The sequence below is a fragment of the Aequorivita lipolytica genome (assembly GCF_007997135.1).
Lineage (GTDB): Bacteria > Bacteroidota > Bacteroidia > Flavobacteriales > Flavobacteriaceae > Aequorivita > Aequorivita lipolytica.
In genome coordinates this window covers 450,533-466,427 of the sequence record NZ_VORU01000002.1, presented here as the reverse complement: position 1 = coordinate 466,427, position 15,895 = coordinate 450,533, and the positions used below count along the sequence as shown (strand labels likewise).

13 protein-coding genes are annotated in these 15,895 nt (G+C 37.7%); 3 read left to right on the top strand and 10 right to left on the bottom strand.

The features are described from left to right. Window positions 1–152: 152 nt before the first annotated feature. Window positions 153–518, bottom strand: coding sequence for a toxin-antitoxin system YwqK family antitoxin (locus ESV24_RS04655; protein WP_111815490.1), 366 nt, complete (start codon window positions 516–518; stop codon window positions 153–155). Between the two features lie 388 nt (window positions 519–906). Between ESV24_RS04655 and ESV24_RS04650 the strand changes: the two genes are divergently transcribed. Both ESV24_RS04650 and ESV24_RS04645 read left to right on the top strand, forming a co-directional pair. Then, window positions 907–2,106 (top strand): porin, encoded by a 1,200-nt coding sequence (locus ESV24_RS04650; RefSeq protein WP_111815489.1) that lies wholly within the window; start codon window positions 907–909, stop codon window positions 2,104–2,106. 79 nt (window positions 2,107–2,185) lie between these two features. Next, window positions 2,186–4,429: an inorganic phosphate transporter gene (locus tag ESV24_RS04645; protein WP_111815488.1), complete on the top strand. Its 2,244-nt coding sequence runs from the start codon at window positions 2,186–2,188 to the stop codon at window positions 4,427–4,429. Between the two features lie 143 nt (window positions 4,430–4,572). Here the strand turns inward: ESV24_RS04645 and ESV24_RS04640 are convergent, their stop codons facing one another. The 4 genes from ESV24_RS04640 to serS all read right to left on the bottom strand — a co-directional run bounded on the left by ESV24_RS04640 (window position 4,573) and on the right by serS (window position 10,268). Beyond that, window positions 4,573–6,993: a ribonucleoside-diphosphate reductase subunit alpha gene (locus ESV24_RS04640; protein ID WP_111815487.1), complete on the bottom strand. Its 2,421-nt coding sequence runs from the start codon at window positions 6,991–6,993 to the stop codon at window positions 4,573–4,575. Window positions 6,994–7,158: 165 nt separating this feature from the next. Next, window positions 7,159–7,542, bottom strand: coding sequence for a four helix bundle protein (locus ESV24_RS04635; protein ID WP_111815486.1), 384 nt, complete (start codon window positions 7,540–7,542; stop codon window positions 7,159–7,161). 118 nt (window positions 7,543–7,660) lie between these two features. Continuing rightward, complete coding sequence (locus ESV24_RS04630) at window positions 7,661–8,638, bottom strand: ribonucleotide-diphosphate reductase subunit beta (protein WP_111815485.1); 978 nt, start codon at window positions 8,636–8,638, stop codon at window positions 7,661–7,663. Between the two features lie 358 nt (window positions 8,639–8,996). Then, window positions 8,997–10,268, bottom strand: a complete 1,272-nt coding sequence (gene serS / locus ESV24_RS04625; protein ID WP_111815484.1) for a serine--tRNA ligase — start codon at window positions 10,266–10,268, stop codon at window positions 8,997–8,999. Window positions 10,269–10,576: 308 nt separating this feature from the next. On the opposite strand from serS, the gene ESV24_RS04620 reads away from it, so the two are divergent. Then, complete coding sequence (locus tag ESV24_RS04620; protein WP_235003999.1) at window positions 10,577–10,918, top strand: 3D domain-containing protein; 342 nt, start codon at window positions 10,577–10,579, stop codon at window positions 10,916–10,918. A 92-nt stretch (window positions 10,919–11,010) separates the two neighbouring features. Here ESV24_RS04620 and ESV24_RS04615 read toward each other — a convergent pair whose 3' ends face one another. The 5 genes from ESV24_RS04615 to ESV24_RS04595 form a co-directional block, all read right to left on the bottom strand. Next, window positions 11,011–12,336, bottom strand: coding sequence for an HTTM domain-containing protein (locus ESV24_RS04615; protein WP_111815482.1), 1,326 nt, complete (start codon window positions 12,334–12,336; stop codon window positions 11,011–11,013). Continuing rightward, a complete protein-coding gene (locus tag ESV24_RS04610; protein WP_111815481.1) occupies window positions 12,329–13,261 on the bottom strand; it encodes a bifunctional riboflavin kinase/FAD synthetase in 933 nt (310 codons plus the stop codon). The genes ESV24_RS04615 and ESV24_RS04610 overlap by 8 nt, the downstream gene beginning before the upstream one ends. Before the next feature lie 2 nt (window positions 13,262–13,263). After that, on the bottom strand, window positions 13,264–13,899 hold the full coding sequence (gene pth / locus ESV24_RS04605; RefSeq protein WP_111815480.1) for an aminoacyl-tRNA hydrolase: 636 nt from the start codon (window positions 13,897–13,899) through the stop codon (window positions 13,264–13,266). Between the two features lie 81 nt (window positions 13,900–13,980). Continuing rightward, complete coding sequence (locus ESV24_RS04600; RefSeq protein ID WP_111815479.1) at window positions 13,981–14,631, bottom strand: 50S ribosomal protein L25/general stress protein Ctc; 651 nt, start codon at window positions 14,629–14,631, stop codon at window positions 13,981–13,983. A gap of 189 nt (window positions 14,632–14,820) precedes the next feature. Continuing rightward, entirely contained in the window at window positions 14,821–15,759 is a 939-nt protein-coding gene (locus ESV24_RS04595; RefSeq protein ID WP_111815478.1) for a ribose-phosphate pyrophosphokinase, read from the bottom strand. Between the last annotated feature and the right edge of the window lie 136 nt (window positions 15,760–15,895).

Sequence of the window (15,895 nt, the reverse complement as noted above, 5' to 3'; positions counted from 1 at the left end):
CGATGTAAGAATCGCTTTGCTTAATTTGATCTACTGACTAATCACCTAATTAAACAATCAGCTTCAGAATAAAATCAAAAAGACCAAAAAATAAAAGGTCGCCTAAATAGTTTTTAGACGACCTCTTTTAGTTATTAAAGTTTGAAATAGAATTAAGGATTGTTTGAAACAACATGCGTATGGGAAACTTTCCAAGTTGTTACTTTCGCAATACGAGAATCGTAATAGGAAACTTCACGTTTAATATCTCCATCGTAAAATACCCAAGTACCTACTTTTTCACCATTGTTGTATTGCGCAACCGCAGTTTTGTTTCCGTTTAGATCATAACTTACCCATTCTCCGGTAAGCTTATTATCTTGTGTATAATAGCCTGTTTGTGCTATCATCCCATTATTATGATATAATGTGGCTTCAATAATGTCACCATCTATTAAATAAGTACTCTTGTTAACCTCCTGTGCTACAGATACTGAAGTCAATAAAACAAGTGCTAGTATTGTGAGTATATTTTTCATTAGTGGAGTTTTTTTTAATTTCTAATATTCAAATTTACAAAATTAACACTTACGAAACTATTTGGTAACGTTAACTTAACACTAAGACCGTAACTATTTGATTTTATGAGATTTAATAATATTAACCTAGTCTTAATCAATATCTTAATGATTTGGTAAAGCTAAATTTACACAAAATAAACATCTGATTATTTTCTTTGTATCTGCCTTATAAAAGGCAAACTTTAAAATCGTTTAGTTTTTGTCGACTAGATTTTAAAACTGGGCTGCATTTAATTATGTAGCCCTTTTTATTTTTAAAATTAATAAATTTAAGCCGTTCCTTAACATTCACATAACATTAAAATCGGTTCTTTGTCCTCGACAAAAACTAAAACTGATTATTTAAATGTACCGTAAGATTTTCCTTATTAGTTTTCTATTTTTATGTGTTTCCGCTGTTCATTCACAAATAAGCCTTCCAAAATTTGGTGAAGGAATGCTCAATGTTGTTGGTAAAGACAGCACTTGGAGCGTACGTTTCGCACCGCGAATTCAAGTCAGGGCTAACTCTTCTTGGGATCATGACGGGGATAAGTTCGGGAAACCAGAACAAAGCTTCATCATCCGCCGAGCACGACTAAAATTTGATGGCTTTGCCTATTCGCCAAAACTTCGTTATAAAATTGAACTTGGCCTCTCTAATTTTGATATGGCCGGAGCTTCAGAATTTACTGGCGATGCTCCCCGCATAATTTATGATGCGGTAATAATGTGGAATTTCTACAAAAATTTTGAATTGTGGGCAGGACAAGCCAAGCTTCCAGGAAATCGTGAACGTGTTGTTTCCTCTGGAAATATGCAACTCATTGATAGATCAAGACTGAATAGTTTATTCAATATTGATAGAGATCTCGGAGTTCAAATACGCCATAACTTTAAGGCTTCTGAAAATTTTCTTATTCGTGAAATATTTGCAGTTTCACAAGGTGAAGGTAGAAACGTAATCACTGGAAATATTGGTGGACTGCAATATACTAGCCGCGTCGAGATTTTACCTTTGGGGGAATTTACCAAAAAAGGAGATTACATTGGCGGCGATATCTATCGAGAAAAAACTCCGAAACTTGCTATTGGGGCTACATTTGATCTTAATGAAGACGCTGTAAAAACCCGAAGCAACCAAGGTAATTATATGAGGAACGATATCGGTTTTCATAAAACTAATATAAGTACTGTTTTTATAGACGCTATGTTTAAATACAATGGTTTTTCATTTATGGGTGAATATAGTTATCGCGATGCCACAAACCCTATTGCCAAAAACAGTGATGGCACTACTACGGGCCTGGAAGTTTACACAGGCCAAGCATTAAACTTTCAGAGCGGTTATCTTTTTAAGTCTAATTGGGAAATTGCCGGACGTTTTACGTCTATAATGCCGAAAACTAACTTATCATCAAATGAAACACAAAATCAATTCACTTTGGGAGGCTCAAAATATATAGTGGGCCATAAATTAAAGGTTCAAACAGATTTAACATACGCATCAACAGGAGGAGCAAGTAATTTTCTGGAATACAGACTCGGCTTTGACCTTCACTTTTAAGAAAAATACAGATAACAATTTGGTAACAAACAATCCCATTTTATATGGGAAATTTGCACCAACTTAATTAGAAATTAAAATGGATAATATTTACTTATTAATGATCGTTGCGCTTGCCGCTCTTGCCATTGCAGATTTGGTTGTTGGAGTTAGTAATGATGCCGTGAACTTTCTAAACTCGGCAATTGGTTCAAAGGCTCTTTCTTTTAGAACTATTTTAATTATTGCCAGTTTAGGAATTTTTATAGGAGCGGTTTTCTCCAGTGGAATGATGGAAGTAGCCCGAAAGGGAATCTTTGTTCCCGGTGAATTCTATTTTGATGAAATCATGATCATTTTCATGGCCGTGATGATAACCGATATATTACTGCTAGACTTTTTCAACACCATTGGTTTGCCCACATCCACAACGGTATCTATTGTTTTTGAACTTCTAGGAGCTGCAGTTATTATGGCACTCATAAAAATAGGCCACAACGACGCAGAATCAATTTCAGCCCTTTCAAAATACATCAACACAGAAAAAGCTGTAGAAATTATAACCGGAATACTTTTATCCGTAGTCATTGCGTTCTCCATTGGGGCCGTTGTTCAATATCTATCGAGGCTCATATTCACATTTCATGTGGAACGAAAAATGAAATATTTCGGTGCCATTTTTGGAGGGTTGGCTTTAACTTGTATTAGCTATTTCATCCTTGTAAAAGGATTAAAAGGCACTCCATTTTACGGCAGTTTCAAAAGTGTTATTGATGGCGACCCATGGTTGATAATTGGTGGAGGCTTTATTTTTTGGACTGTTTTCTCGCAGTTATTTATGATGGTTTTTAAAAAGAGTATCCTAATAATCGTGATAGCCGTTGGAACTTTCAGTCTCGCTCTAGCCTTTGCTGGGAATGATTTGGTAAACTTTATTGGTGTTCCAATGGCGGCATACCACGCTTATATTGATTGGGCCGCATCTGGTGTGGCTGCTACAGAATACAACATGAGCAGCCTCGCAGAGCAAGTTCCGGCAGAGCCTTTGCTGCTATTTATAGCTGGAGGTATTATGGTGCTTACGTTATGGTTTTCCAAAAAAGCACGTACCGTTTCTGATACCGAAATAGACCTTGCACGCCAAGGGGAAGGGCACGAAAAGTTCAACCCAAATATGCTTTCAAGGTTTTTGGTTAAATCCAGTACTCAAATATCTACTTATTTCGAGTTTATCATTCCTAAATCACTTTCCCAGAAAATAGACAAAAGGTTTGAGAAGCCCATTCTTAACCTCTCGAAACATAAAACATACGAGTTGCCAGCTTTTGATATGATTCGTGCGTCCATAAATCTTATGGTTGCGGGTATTTTGATTGCAACTGCTACTTCTATGAAACTTCCATTATCTACTACCTATGTAACTTTTATGGTTGCAATGGGTACATCCTTGGCAGATAGAGCTTGGGGCCGTGAAAGCGCCGTGTATCGAGTTGCTGGAGTGCTTAATGTAATTGGCGGTTGGTTCTTTACTGCCTTCGTTGCCTTTGCCGCAGCCGGAACATTGGCATACCTAATTTATATTGGGAGAGGCGCAATGATCGCAGTATTGTTGCTATTGGCCATTCTATTGTTAGTTCGAAATTATCTTTCGCACAAAAATAAGGTGAAGTTAAAATTGGACAAAAGCGGTTTAAAGAAAACCGAAAGCAAAACCGTTCAGGGAATTATTCAGGAAAGTGCCGAAAACATTAGTAATGTTGTTTCACGTTCAAATAAGATCTATACTGATATGCTCCGTGGACTTGCAAAACAAGACACCAAAAAACTGAAAAAGAGCAAAAAAGGTGTTAAGAAACTTAACGATGAAGTAGAGGAACTACGTGATAATATTTTCTATTTCATAAAGAATCTGGACGAAACAAGTGTTCGTGGAAGCAACTTCTATATTATTATCCTTGGGTATTTAACAGATGTTGTACAGTCTTTGGAATTTATTTCGAAAGCAAGTTACAAACACATTAACAACAATCACAAGGCCTTACGTTTCAACCAAATAAAAGATTTACAAGAAATAGATCAACATTTGGAAGAGCTATTCAATGAAATAGAAGATATTTTCAATAAAAAGGAATTCCAACGTATTGGAAAAGTACTGAATAGAAAAGAAGAAATCTTTGCAAGCCTTTCAAACAAAATTGAAAAGCAAATAGCACGAACACGAACTGAAGAATCGAGTCCGAAAAATACAACCCTTTACTTCAGCCTATTGCTGGAAACCAAAGATTTGGTAACGGCCTTGATGAATTTGATGGAGGAGTATTATACTAGCTATAAAAAGTCTTAAGACTATAAACCAAACCTGACAGTTTTATAAACCTCTCAGGTTTTGCGCAACCATTTTAACCATAACAAAAAACCCCAAAGGCGTTGCATCTTTGGGGTTTTGAGTTTTAAGAAGTGGGCTTCCTACTATAGGGATTGGGAGATTTACGACCCACACATCAAACAATCATCGTCTGGAGCATCTTTGGATTGCGCCAACAATTCTCTTAATTCCTGCGGCGTCATTGGTTTTGTTGAAACGCCTTCGGCTACTTCAGCTGTAACTTCAACTTCTGCATCAACTGTTTCCTTTTTCTCTTCTTTTTTAAGTGTGAATTTAATTGCATCTACAGCACTCTTAGTACGTAAATAATACATTCCCGTCTTCAGGCCGCTCTTCCAAGCATAGAAATGCATCGAAGTTAGTTTCGCCATATTCGCGTTTTCCATAAACAAGTTTAATGATTGACTTTGGTCTATAAAATAACCACGCTGGCGACTCATATCTATAATATCTTTCATAGAAAGCTCCCACACTGTTTTATAAAGTTCCTTCAATTCCTGCGGAATATTGTCCACATCTTGAATAGAGCCATTGGCGTGCATAAGTTCTTCCTTTAAATCTTCGTTCCAAAGGCCAAGCTCCACCAAATCTTCCAAAAGATGTTGATTCACCACAATGAATTCTCCCGAAAGTACACGACGTGTGTAAATGTTTGAGGTGTAGGGCTCAAACGCTTCATTGTTACCAAGAATCTGCGAAGTGGAAGCAGTTGGCATTGGCGCAACCAAAAGTGAATTTCGAACACCGTGTTTCTTTACTTCTTTCCGTAATTTTCCCCAATCCCATCGGCCGCTTAATTCCTCATCTTTTATTCCCCATAAATTATGTTGAAATAATCCTTCGGAAATAGGCGAACCTTTATAGCTTTCATAAACACCATCTGCTTTAGCCTCTTCCATGGAAGCGGTAACGGCTGCAAAATAAAGAGTTTCGAAAATTTCTTGATTCAGCTTTTTGGCCTCGTCACAGGTAAAGGGCAAACGAAGCATAATAAAAGCATCTGCCAAACCTTGAATTCCCAAACCAACGGGACGGTGGCGGAAATTTGAGTTCTGGGCTTCAATTACCGGATAGTAATTTCTATCGATTACGCGGTTTAAGTTTTTTGTAACCCGTTTGGTTACCCTAAAAAGTTCTTTGTGGTCAAATTCGCCATTTTTTATAAACATCGGCAAGGCGATGGAAGCTAAATTACAAACCGCAACCTCGTCTGGAGAAGTGTACTCCATAATTTCAGTACACAAGTTCGAAGAACGGATTGTTCCCAAATTCTTTTGATTGCTTTTGCGGTTGGCTGCATCTTTGTAAAGCATGTAAGGCGTTCCAGTCTCAATCTGCGATTCTAAAATTTTCTCCCAAAGTTCGCGAGCTCTAATGGTTTTTCGTCCTTTATTCTCAGACTCATATTTGTGGTAAAGTGCTTCAAATTCTTCACTGTGGCACTTGTAGAGATCCGGACATTCGCTGGGGCACATCAGCGTCCACTCCGCATCAGCCTGTACGCGTTCCATAAATAAATCTGGAATCCACATTGCGTAAAAAAGGTCGCGGGCCCGCATTTCCTCTTTTCCGTGGTTCTTCTTTAAATCTAAAAAGTCGAAAATATCCGCATGCCAAGGCTCCACATAAATTGCAAATGAACCTTTACGTTTTCCGCCGCCTTGGTCTACGTAACGTGCGGTATCGTTAAATACACGGAGCATCGGCACTATGCCGTTTGAAGTTCCGTTAGTGCCAGAAATATAAGATCCCGTTGCGCGAACGTTGTGAATAGACAAACCAATGCCGCCAGCCGACTGCGAGATTTTAGCAGTCTGCTTTAATGTATCATAAATTCCATCGATGCTATCGTCTTTCATTGCAAGCAAAAAGCAGGAAGACATCTGTGGTTTCGGTGTTCCGCTGTTGAAAAGTGTTGGTGTTGCGTGTGTGAAATATTTTTTCGACATCAACTCATACGTTTCCTTAACTGCTGCCAAATCATTCATATGAATCCCTACGGAAACACGCATTAACATATGTTGCGGACGCTCTGCAATTTTTCCATTCAGTTTCAGCAAATACGAACGTTCCAAGGTTTTAAAACCGAAATAATCGTACCCAAAATCACGGTTGTAAATTATTGTGGAATCAAGTTCTTCGGCATTTTCCTTTATAACTTCATAAACTTCGTCACTTAACAAAGGAGATTTTTTACCGTTACGCGGATTTACATATTCGTAAAGATCCGTCATTACTTCAGAAAATGTTTTCTTCGTATTCTTATGAAGGTTAGAAACAGAAATTCGAGCTGCCAAGCGTGCATAATCCGGATGCGAAGTAGTCATCGTAGCTGCAATTTCAGCAGCTAAGTTGTCCAATTCACTGGTGGTAACACCGTCATAAAGTCCTTCAATTACGCGCATTGCTACTTTTACTGGATCTACCAATTCATTTAATCCATAGCACAACTTACGCACACGTGCAGTTATCTTGTCAAACATTATGGGTTCTCTGCGACCGTCTCTTTTTACTACATTCATGGGTGGGTATTTTAGTTAATTAACAATTTTGATGCTATGGATACTATTGCCTCTATGGATTCTATGGGTTCTATTGTTTCTATCGATACTTGAATACTATTACTTCTATTGTTAGGTATGAATTTTTACCAAAGTATCAACTTAGAATCCATAGCAACAATAACATCATTTCAAATCATCGAACTTATTATGATTTTTCTCTAAACTATTCAAAAAATTATTTATTTTGATTCCCAATTGTTGGCTTCTTTTATGTAAATCGTTGTATAATTCTTCGTTATTCAAGGATTTTGTCTCAAATAATGTTTCCAAATGATCGATCGTTTCATCATTTGAAGAAAGTACAAAAACCATAAACCGAATATAATCCTGCTTGTATCTCCTTCTTCCATATCCCTCAACAATATTAGATTTCACCGATTTGACAGATCTCCTAATTTGGCTTCCAACTTCAAATTTTTCGAATGAAGGCAGATTTAGCGACATAGTATGAATGTCAATTACAAGCAATCTGGATAATTGCCAAATCTGTAAATTCTTATAACTCATTTTGAAATGAGACTATTGATACTATTGATGCTGTTGATTCTATGGTCGCTATTGTTTGTTACGAAGAAACCATAGCATCCACTTAGAAACCATAGCATCCACTTAGCATCCACTTAGCTTAAAATTCTGCGTCGAAACTTATTTTGTTTGATTCTTTGTCTTTGTTTGTAACGCCTGCTTTTTGGTACTCGCCAACGCGCTTTTCGAAGAAATTAGTTTTTCCCTGAAGCGAAATCATATCCATAAAATCAAATGGGTTGGTAACGTTGTATTCCTTTTCGCACTCTAATTCTACCAAAAGTCTGTCTGTTACAAATTCGAGATACTGTGTCATCAATTTTGAATTCATCCCAATCAAACTTGCAGGAAGTGATTCGGTAATGAATTCTCGCTCAATATTCAACGCGTCCACCAATATTTCACGAATGCGTTCCTTGGAAACTTTGTTCACCAAATGATGGTTGTGAAGATGCACAGCAAAATCGCAGTGTACGCCTTCATCACGGGAAATCAACTCGTTTGAAAAAGTAAGCCCGGGCATCAAGCCGCGTTTTTTCAACCAAAAAATAGAGCAGAACGCACCGGAAAAGAAAATACCTTCAACAGCTGCGAAGGCTATTAAGCGCTCGGCGAATGAATCACTTTCAATCCACTTCAATGCCCAATCTGCTTTCTTTTTAATTGCAGGAAAATTATCTATGGCATTGAATAGTTGGTCTTTTTCTTTATCGTCTTTTACGTACGTATCTATCAATAATGAATAGGTTTCGCTGTGAATATTCTCCATCATAATCTGGAAACCGTAGAAGAATTTTGCTTCGCTGTACTGAACCTCGTTAACAAAATTTTCAGCAAGATTTTCATTTACAATTCCATCTGAAGCTGCAAAAAAGGCAAGAATATGCTTTATGAAATAACGCTCATCGTCGTTCAGTTTTGAAGCCCAATCGGTAAGGTCTTGGTGCAAATCAATTTCTTCGGCTGTCCAAAAACTGGCTTCGCTTTTTTTGTACCACTCCCAAATGTCGTGATGCTGTATCGGGAATATTACGAATCTGTTTTTGTTTTCCTGTAAAATTGGTTCAATTGCACTCATAAGTCCTTTGGTTTTAGATTAAAATTTGCCGATACTCGGGACTAACAAATATGAAGAAATAAAAAGGAAATTGAGGTGGGAATAGCCTTAGGTTTTTAACAAAGTTTTCAACATGTGATTATCAATTGTTTACAAATTTTTCGAAAATGAAAATCGTAATCTATTGATTTAAAACTTCTTATAAAATTTCTAGTAGCTTAGCGAAGACAAAAAGTTTACAAAAAATGAAAACTATAAATAATTTTTTAAAGATCTGAACTGTTTTAGAAAGTACTGAAAATACTATCCTTTGTGAAGAAATAGAACCACGAATACACGAATAATTTTTTTAAAATATTCGTGTATTCGTGGCGAAAAATTAATCTATAAAATCAAACCCGCAATACGGAACTAAGACTTCTGGTATTTTAATTCCGTCTGCAGTTTGGTAATTTTCAAGAATTCCCGCCAATACTCTTGGCAATGCCAAAGCACTTCCGTTTAGGGTGTGCACAAGTTTATTTTTCCCATCGGTATCCTTAAAACGAAGCTTTAATCTGTTCGCCTGAAACGTTTCAAAATTGGATACGGAAGAAATTTCCAACCAACGATCCTGCGCTGTTGAAAATACTTCAAAATCATACGTCAACGCTGCAGTAAAGCCAAGATCGCCTCCACAAAGACGAAGAATTCTGTAAGGCAATTTTAACTCACGTAGAATATCTTTTACGTGCTCTACCATTCCATCCAAAGCTACATAGGAATTATCGGGATGCTCAATGCGAACTATCTCAACTTTATCAAACTGATGCAAACGGTTTAAACCGCGAACGTGCGCGCCGTAACTTCCGGCTTCTCTTCGAAAACATGGAGTGTAACCAGTACAAGTAACTGGCAAATCTACGTGGTTCAATAAGTTGCCTCGAAACATATTTGTAACGGGAACCTCAGCAGTTGGAATCAAATAAAGATCGTCTATGCCTACGTGGTACATCTGCCCTTCTTTGTCTGGCAATTGTCCAGTTCCGTAACCCGAAGCTTCGTTTACCAAATGAGGAACTTGATATTCTGTATATCCAGCTTTTGTGTTTTTATCTAAAAAATAAGAAATTAAAGCTCGTTGTAAGCGTGCTCCTTTTCCTTTATAAACAGGAAAACCAGCTCCGGTGATTTTAACGCCGAGTTCAAAATCTATTATATCGTATTTTTTGGCGAGTTCCCAATGTGGTAATGCTCCTTCAATAAGTTTTGGAATTTCACCTTCTTTGTAAACCTCCTCGTTATCGTTTTCATCGGTTCCGGCCGGCACCAAATCATTTGGGATGTTTGGAAGCGTATATAGCAATTGCTGTAGCTTTTCAGCGGCAGTTAACATTTGTTCGTTCAGTTGTTTTGAAGATTCTTTCAACTCAACAGTTTTTTCCTTAAGCTCATTCGCTCTCTGTGTTTCACCAGTTTGGAAAAGTTTTCCTATTTCTTTGGAATAGCTATTACTTTGTGCCAAAACCTCATCCAACTGCGCTTGAGAACTGCGTCGCTCTTCGTCAATATTTAGAACTTCTTCAAAAGTAGTAGTTGCGTCAATGCCACGTTTGGCAAGAGCTTGAATATATTTTTCCTTGTTTTCGCGAATGTCGTTTACTTGTAGCATGTACTTATATTTTTGAAGCGGCTAAGGTACAAAAAAGAGCGTATAGGTTTTTAGATTCTGGTTCGGGTTTAAAATGCATATTTTGATTTTGAATAACTGAATTCTGGAATCTAGTTTTTAGAAATCTAATTTTTGAATGGCTATATTTTTACTTTGGATTCGTTTGGCCTTAGAATAATACTCATTCGCTTTTAAAACTCCTCTTTTTTTTGTATATTATTGATATGGAGCCACTTAAATACATATTAATGATATGCACGACTATAATTTGGATGGGTTGCCAGCAACAGGGAGAAACCGAAAAAAAAATGGTTTCACTTAATGTAACTGCTACAGCATACAATGCAGTGGAGCACCAAACAAAAAAGGGTAGCCGTCGGGCGGCTTGGGGTGACTTACTTGAAGATGGGGTAAAGGCCGTAGCCGTATCTAGGGACCTTATAGCAATGGGCCTGGACCACAATGAGGAAATCGAGATTGAGGGTTTTAATGGTACTTTTATCGTAAAGGATAAGATGAACCGCCGATGGACGAAAAAGATAGATATTTTTATGGGACTCGACGAACAAGCCGCCAAAGAATATGGTAAACGTCAAGTGGAAATCCGCTTCAATAAAAAAAACCAGCCAAATGATAAATTTTCGCAGTAAGCCCACAGAAAGGGCAATACTCCCCAAAATTATTTGTAATATCCGGATTTTGGGCACGAAAGAATTATAAAAGACTTCTAAGAATATTCTTCTTACTTTTCATTGTTATCCTTTGGGGAAGGTAGTATCCAAGCGCTATGTTTGAAGGGGTGCCATTCTTCAGCAGCCAAATCTACATTTGGATTTGTAAAAGGATGGTATTCGCCATCGTTGACGCGGACAGTGGCTTCCATATAAACGGAAACGTCGTGCCCCTTTTCTGCTTCAACAGCTTTTATTTTTTGGGCCAGTTGCCACATAATATCAGGTTTTGTTGCAACTGAGCCCTGCTGTTTACTTCCCAATAGCTCGCTGTAATCATAATTCTGCTTTTCGTCCTTAGCTTTATCTTTTACCCAAACGGTAAGGCTTCCGCTTTTAGAACGAAGCATCATTCGCCAACTTAGGCGGTGGCCTTCTTCTGTCCAAAGTACATCATCTTTAAAAAACCAATGACGCAGCGGGAGACCAAGCTGAAATAGAAAGTAGACTGAAAATACACCAACAATCAAAGTTTTGTGTTTCGGAACAATTACTTCATTGCCCGTATACAATTTTTTCTTCGGAAGAAAACGTTTTTGGAGAATTTCCGGAGAAAAGAAAAATAATGCAAAAGCGATGGACATATATGGAAAAATTCCAATGTGAAAAATAAACGAATTAAAAAGGTGAAAGAATATTGAAATGAAAAAACCCAGCATACGAGTGCGTTTCCAAAGCATTAATGGCACAATCAGCAAATCGAAAAAGATACCAATGTAGGCAATGGCCCAATGCACCCAATCCTGTTGTAACAGATTACCGATGAGCCAATAATCACTTTTACCGCTCATTAACAAAGCAGCCATAGAAGCATCTAACCAGTCGGGATACATCTTTGCAACAGAAGCGTAGGTATATACTATCCAAACTTGGAGAATCAAAATTAAAATTACCCACCGCGGCATTGATGCCGATTTAGTTTCAGGATTTATCTTTGCATCCAGCGAAAACCAGCGATTGGCAGGTAGAAAAGCCATAATCCAGCAAAGCAACATCATTAAATAATAATGATTATTATAGCTGCTTTTTTGCATTAAATAAACGCAGGTCCACATAATTGCATAGGCAATCATGCTAAAACGGTATTTGAAACCCAACATTACAAAAACCCCGAAGATGCCCATTATTACAAAATAATAATACATTGTAGGCCCTTGCAGCTGTTGTAAAAAATCGAAACCAATAAAGTTGAAAGTGAATGGTGGATCAACTAAAGTACGCCGAACCCAACCTGTAGCTATTGCGCCAAAGGCTTCCGTAGCGATTAAAAGACCGAAAACAGCTCTAAAAAGAACCAGCCCAATATTGTCTATTTGTTTGAAAAGAAATTTATTCACGCTCCTTTAAATATTGCTTTGCGAACATTTCATCTTTTAAAATTTCCTGACGAAGGACTTCCAAAGAACTGAAAGTTTCTTCCTCTCGAATGTAGTTCAGAAATTCTATCCCAATTTTTTTTTCGTAAAGATCTTTGTTGAAATCGAGAAAATGGGTTTCGATTGTTTTTTTGGTACCTCCAACGGTTGGATTGGTACCGACGCTCGTTATTCCAAAGAATTTTTCACCTTCAATTATTGATTGCACAATGTAAACACCGTTTTTTGGAACGAGCTTGTAAGTTTCTTTCAAGTTTAAATTTGCCGTGGGATAGTTGATAGTTCTTCCAATAGCTTTTCCCCGAACCACCTCGCCCGAAATCATAAAATTATATCCCAAATAGTTGTTTGCTGTTTCAATATCGCCGGCGTCCAATGCTTTCCGAATTTTTGTGGAACTTACTGCTACATCGTCCAATTCCTTTGCTGAAATTTCCTCGACTTCAAAATTATAGGTTTTACCGAATTCCTTTAAATCTTCAATATTAGCATTTCTATTTCTTCCAAAACGATGGTCATAGCCGATAATTATTTTTTTCGCCTTTAGGCTATTCACCAAAATATCGCGCACATATTCCAAGGCCGTTAAACGTGAAAAGGCGTGCGTAAATGGATGAATTATTAAGTGGCCGAGACCTGTATTTTCTAGCAATTGGGTGCGTTCATCAATGGTGGTTAAAAGTTTTATATCTACATTTTGCTGAAGCACCATTCGTGGATGCGGAAAAAAGGTAAGCACTACTGAATCCAAATCTTCCTTTTTGGCAGTTTCCACGAGACGCTTTAATATAGCTTTATGGCCAATATGAACACCATCAAAAGTACCGATGGTAACCACGCTCTGGTGGTCATTTTTATATGCGGAAGCCGAGGAATATTTCTTCAAAATTATTTTCCGTTATATGTATTCATAGTAATATTTATTCCTGCCAATGCAAAAGATTCTATAATGTTGCACCCCAATTCCAAACGTTCTGGTAATTGTTTTTCTTCTTCGACGTCCCATTCGCCTAACACATAATCTACTTGTCGTCCTTTTGAAAAAGCATCACTTATCCCAAACCGGAAACGGTTGTAATTTGTAGTTTGCAGTGTATTCTGAATATCCTTCAAGCCATTGTGGCCGCCATCACTTCCTTTCGTTTTTATACGGATTGTACCGAAAGCCAAATTTAAATCGTCCGTGATTACAAGCATATTTTCCAGTGGAATTTTTTCTTTATCGAGCCAGTAATTTACTGCCTTTCCGCTTAAATTCATATATGTACTTGGTTTTAGGAAAATAAAAGTCCTCCCTTTTACTTTATGCGAGGTAACATCGCCCAGCTTGGCCGTTTCCCAAGTAAGTAAATTTTTTTCAGCATAAAAATCGACTGCCTTAAAGCCGATATTGTGCCTGGTATTTGCATATTTTGGACCAATATTTCCGAGGCCGACGATAAGAAATTTCTTCATTGGATCTGTTTCTTCTGAAATAATATCGGCAGTCTTTGCCGAAAAAAGGTTTTTGAAAAATGAAAACATACAGCTGTCTATCTTTGGTAAAAATAAAAAAAGCACCCCGAATTAACAGGATGCTTTTTGGTTATCTTCTTAAAAAGAAATTTATTCCTTTACTGCAGCAACATCATCAGTTTCTGTAGCTGGAACTTCTTCTCCTTCTGCACCCTCAGCTGTTTCAGTTTCTTCTTCCTCAACTTCGTCCACAATTGCGGTACGTGAAGTTCTAACTTGACAGATAACGGTGTTCTCTGGGTGCATAATTTTGAAATTGTCGGTTTCAATCGACTTGGTATACATTTTGGCACCAATTTTCATTTCGGTAATGTCTGCCTCAATAAAATCTGGGAGATTTTCTGGCAAAGCTTTCACTCGAAGTTTACGCGTAACAATACGTAGAGTACCACCGTTACGAACACCGCGTGCATTTCCGGTTGTGCGTACAGGAATTTCCATTGAAACTTCTTTGTCATCAAAAATTTGGTAAAAATCGACGTGAAGAATACGGTCAGTCACTGGGTGAAATTGTATATCCTGAAGGATGGCTTTCACCTTTGTGCCTCCCAGGTTAATTACAACCGTGTGTACGTCTGGAGTGTAAACCAAGTCTTTAAATGCAATTTCTTCTGCTGTAAAGCTGATTGGCTCATCCCCTCCGTAAACTACGCAAGGAACCATTCCAGCATTACGTAGGGCTTTCGTTGCCTTTTTGCCCACGCTTTCTCTTTGTGATCCTTTAATTGTAATAGATTTCATTTTGTTTGAATTGTTTATTAATTAAAAACTCCCTAAAAAGCTGTTTTTTAGGGAGCGCAAAGATAGTGTTTATTTTGAATTTACGATTTACGATTTACGATTTTTCGACACAAGGTGGAATCAATATTCTTGGTTTGGTTTAAAAAGGTAGCTGAGTGATTCCGATTTTTCATCGAAATTGTATCGAAGCTACATCAAAAACTTGCCGCTGATGGATTTATTTGCATTTACGCTCAACATAACGTCTGCAAAAAGTTTAGCACAACTTATTACTCTAATTTTATTGCTCGGTTTTGTTGGGATAGAATCTGAAACAATAAGCTCCAGCATTTGTGATTTTTCTATTCGCTCATAAGCGTTTCCGGAAAGAAGCGGGTGCGTACATACTGCACGGACGCTAAGTGCTCCTCGTTCCATCATTAAATCTGCAGCTGTGGTAAGGGTTCCGGCGGTATCAACCATATCATCAACCAACACTACGTTTTTGCCTTTTACGTCGCCTATAAGTTCCATATGTGAAATTATATTGGCTTTTTCACGCTGTTTGTAGCAGATTACAACATCGCTATTTAAAAACTTTGAATAGGCGTACGCTCGTTTTGAACCACCCATATCTGGCGAAGCGATGGTAAGATTATCAAGTTTCAAACTTCTTAGATACGGAAGAAAAATTGTAGAGGCAAAAAGATGGTCCACGGGTTTTTCAAAAAATCCTTGAATTTGATCTGCGTGCAAATCCATTGTTATAATTCTCGTTGCTCCTGCCGTTTCAAGCATTTTTGCAACCAGTTTTGCTGCAATAGGCACACGGGGCTTGTCTTTTCTGTCTTGACGCGCCCAACCAAAATAAGGTAGTACGGCCGTAATGTGTCGGGCCGAAGCACGTTTTGCTGCATCAATCATTAACAGTAGCTCCATTAAATGATCGCTATTCGGAAAGGTAGAGCCGATTAAAAATACGCGGCTTCCACGAACTGATTCTTCAAAGGAAGGTTGAAATTCGCCATCGCTATAGTGAGAAGTAATAACTTTTCCCAAAGGTATCCCGAAGGCATCTGCTATATCCTGAGCAAGCGCTTCACTTTGTTTACAGGCAAAAATCTTAGGGTCCGGTGCAAGGGTTGACATTTTTTTAGGTTTTGATTGAACAGGCTACAAAGGTAAAAATTAATAGTTAGCGATATTTAAAAAAATAGCCGCATAAAATTTTCAGTAAATTATAAATATTTGTTTATTTTTGCCTCCCATTTGAGCGAGTGGCGTC